The following is a 2,705-nucleotide window of genomic DNA, read 5'->3' as shown; positions in this document are numbered from 1 at the left end:
GCGCCCTCTTGCCCGCGTGCTTGGAGGCCGCCACTGAGCTCCGACAGAACCCCGCCATATAGCGGCGCAAGCCACACCCGTCTGGACATGGACAGAGCATGCTGCCAAGTCGTTCGGCGGGCATGGGGTTGCTCTCTCTTCTCCGCTAGGGCGTGTCTGAGAATGGATCCGGGGTCTTAGCCCAACCCTCGAAGCATTATCAGACACGCCCTAGGCCGATCAGGACGAGCGGGAACAAGATGGGGACTGCCGCACGAATAGGTGACACCTGATCTGGCTTGCCCGCAGGGCGGCCTGGAAGGATGTTGCTGTGCCTGCTCCCTATCCCCAAGAGTTCCGTGACGACGTCGTGCGCGTGGCCCGCAGCCGCGAAGAGGGTGTGACGCTCGCGCAGATCGCCAAGGACTTTGGCACCCATGAGATGACCCTGTCGAAGTGGATGCGCCAGGCCGACGTCGAGGACGGCGCGAAGCCTGGGACAACCAAAGCCGAGTCGGCCGAGAACCGTGAGCTGAAGAAGCGGATCCGCCTGCTCGAGCAGGAGAACGAGGTCCTACGACGGGCGGCGGCCTACCTGTCCCAGGCGAACCTGCCGGGAAAAGGCTCCACCCGCTCGTGAAGGAGCTCGCCGCCGTCGGGATCCCCGTCGCGGTGACGTGCCGGGTGCTCAAGCTCTCCCGCCAACCCTACTACCGCTGGCTGGCGGACCCTGTCACCGACGCCGAGCTGGCCGAGGCGTACCGGGCGAACGCGTTGTTCGACGCCCATCAGGACGATCCGGAGTTCGGCTACCGCTTCCTGGTCGATGAGGCCAAGGAAGCCGGCGAGGTGATGTGTGAGCGCAGCGCGTGGCGGATCTGCCGGGACAACGGCTGGTGGTCGGTGTTCGGGAAGAAGCGCGGCAAGAACGGGAAGAAGCCGGGCCCGCCGGTGCACGATGACCTGGTGGAGCGGGACTTCACTGCTGGCGGTTCAAACCAGCTGTGGTTGACCGACGTCACCGAGCACAGGACCGCCGAGGGCAAGCTCTACATGTGCGCGATCAAAGACGTCTTCTCCGGGCGGATCGTCGGCTACTCCATCGACTCGCGAATGAAAGCCCGGCTGGCCGTCCAGGCACTGCAGAACGCCGTTGCTCGGCGCGGGGATGTGGCCGGTTGCATCGTTCATTCGGACCGCGGGTCGCAATTTCGATCCCGGAAATTCGTCCATGCCCTCAACCGGCACGGCTTGGTCGGCTCGATGGGCAAAGTGGGTGCGGCCGGGGACAACGCCGCCATGGAGAGCTTCTTCGCCCTGCTGCAGAAGAACGTCCTCGACAGGCGGTCCTGGACGACCCGGGATGAGCTACGGATCGCGATCGTCACCTGGACCGAGCGCACCTATCACCGGCGCCGTCGACAAGCCCGTCTCGGGCGGTTGACCCCCATCGAGTACGAGACCATGATGAAGCCCGCCGTGACCCTCCCGGCATAAGACCCCACCTGTCACCTATCGGTGCGGCAGTCCCGATCACGCAGGACTGGCTGCAGGTAGGTGTCGCGGTCTGAACCGAGAGGGGTGCGCCCGGTCGGGGCCGTTTGGATCGCTGCCGCTACGTCAGAGTCCGAAGGCTCCGCCGCTGACGAGGATCACGATGCCGAGGCCGATGAGAACGATGGGGAAGAGGACGTGCTCCCAGCGTTCGAGCACTTCGGCGATCGGGGGGCGGGTGGCGACGAACTTTGCCAGGGCCACCAGGACCGCGACGAGCGCGAGGAAGACGATGCAGTAGGCGACTACTGCGAGAGGTTTCACGCTGAGGAAGACAGGGGTGTAGACGCCGATGTTGTCGCCGCCGTTGGCAAGGGTGACGCCTGCGACTGTCCACACGCCGACCTTCTTGCCGGCAACCTTGGCCTCGTCGTCATCGTCGTCATCGTCTCCGCGCCAGGCCTGCCATGCGGCCCAGAGGCCGAGGCCCAGAGGGATGAGGCCGAAGTACGGGATGGCTGCCGAGGGCAGGAATGCTCCGGCGCCGATGGTCACCAGGACCGCGGCACCGAGGATGCCGGCGAATCCGAGGTACTGGCCGGCCAGAATGCGGGCGGTAGTGCCGCGCTGGCCTGCCCCTCGCGCGAAGAAGAGGGAGAGCACGATGATGTCGTCGATGTTGGTCGCTGCGAACAGGCCCATCGCCTGCAAGACCGAGGTGAGGATCATGCGCCCTCCCCAGCTGCGTCGCATCCGGGAAGCGAGCAGGCGGGATCGATGCACGGGGCGTCTTCGTCCACTGCCAGGGTGGCATCGACCAGTGCCGTCAGCGCCTGCGCCAGGTGCGAATCGGCGATCTCATATCGTGTCCGACGACCCTCGGGCTCGGAGACGACGATCCCGCAATCGCGCAGGCATGCCAGGTGGTTGGACACGTTCGGGCGTGTCAGGTCCAGATCTCGGGCCAGTTCCGCCGGGTAAGCGGGATGGTCGAGCAGGGTCAAGATGATCCGGGATCGAGTGGGGTCGGCCAGTGCACGACCCAGGCGGTTCATCACGTCGAGACGCGAAGCAATAGTCATCATGGACTGAACTATACAGCGCGAACTGAACACTCGGTCACAGGCGTCAGCCCAGATCGCATGCCCGTAAGGGGATCCTTCACCGGGACAGCGGCCGACGGCAGGCCGGAGGAATAGGCGTCGCGATAGGGTGCACCCCGCGCAACAGAA

The 2,705-nt window shown here is 65.5% G+C and carries 3 protein-coding genes; 1 reads left to right on the top strand and 2 read right to left on the bottom strand.

The window, feature by feature from the left end; all coding sequences use genetic code 11:
* Positions 1 to 310: 310 nt before the first annotated feature.
* Positions 311 to 1,476, top strand: a protein-coding gene (locus QL983_RS10985; RefSeq protein ID WP_101966229.1) for an IS3 family transposase whose coding sequence is annotated in 2 segments (ribosomal slippage) — positions 311 to 595 and positions 598 to 1,476 — 1,164 coding nt in all. Because the reading frame shifts where the segments join, the coding sequence is not laid out codon by codon here.
* Positions 1,477 to 1,599: 123 nt separating this feature from the next.
* Here QL983_RS10985 and QL983_RS10980 read toward each other — a convergent pair.
* Both QL983_RS10980 and QL983_RS10975 read right to left on the bottom strand, forming a co-directional pair.
* The gene (locus QL983_RS10980) at positions 1,600 to 2,202 is read right to left on the bottom strand and encodes a cadmium resistance transporter (RefSeq protein ID WP_017488125.1); all 603 of its coding nucleotides are present in this window, start codon (positions 2,200 to 2,202) and stop codon (positions 1,600 to 1,602) included.
* A complete protein-coding gene (locus QL983_RS10975) occupies positions 2,199 to 2,558 on the bottom strand; it encodes a metalloregulator ArsR/SmtB family transcription factor (RefSeq protein ID WP_017488126.1) in 360 nt (119 codons plus the stop codon). Before QL983_RS10975 ends, QL983_RS10980 begins: the two co-directional genes overlap by 4 nt.
* Between the last annotated feature and the right edge of the window lie 147 nt (positions 2,559 to 2,705).

Origin of the sequence: Micrococcus sp. APC 4021, from assembly GCF_030407635.1 — a bacterium.
In the GTDB taxonomy this organism is placed as follows: domain Bacteria; phylum Actinomycetota; class Actinomycetes; order Actinomycetales; family Micrococcaceae; genus Micrococcus; species Micrococcus luteus.
This window is presented reverse-complemented; position numbering and strand designations above follow the sequence as displayed.

What these genes read in the sequence shown, in the direction of transcription:
- QL983_RS10980 (WP_017488125.1), bottom strand. Translation starts at nt 2,202, where the DNA reads ATGATCCTCACCTCGGTCTTGCAGGCGATGGGCCTGTTCGCAGCGACC.
- QL983_RS10975 (WP_017488126.1), bottom strand. Translation starts at nt 2,558, where the DNA reads ATGATGACTATTGCTTCGCGTCTCGACGTGATGAACCGCCTGGGTCGT.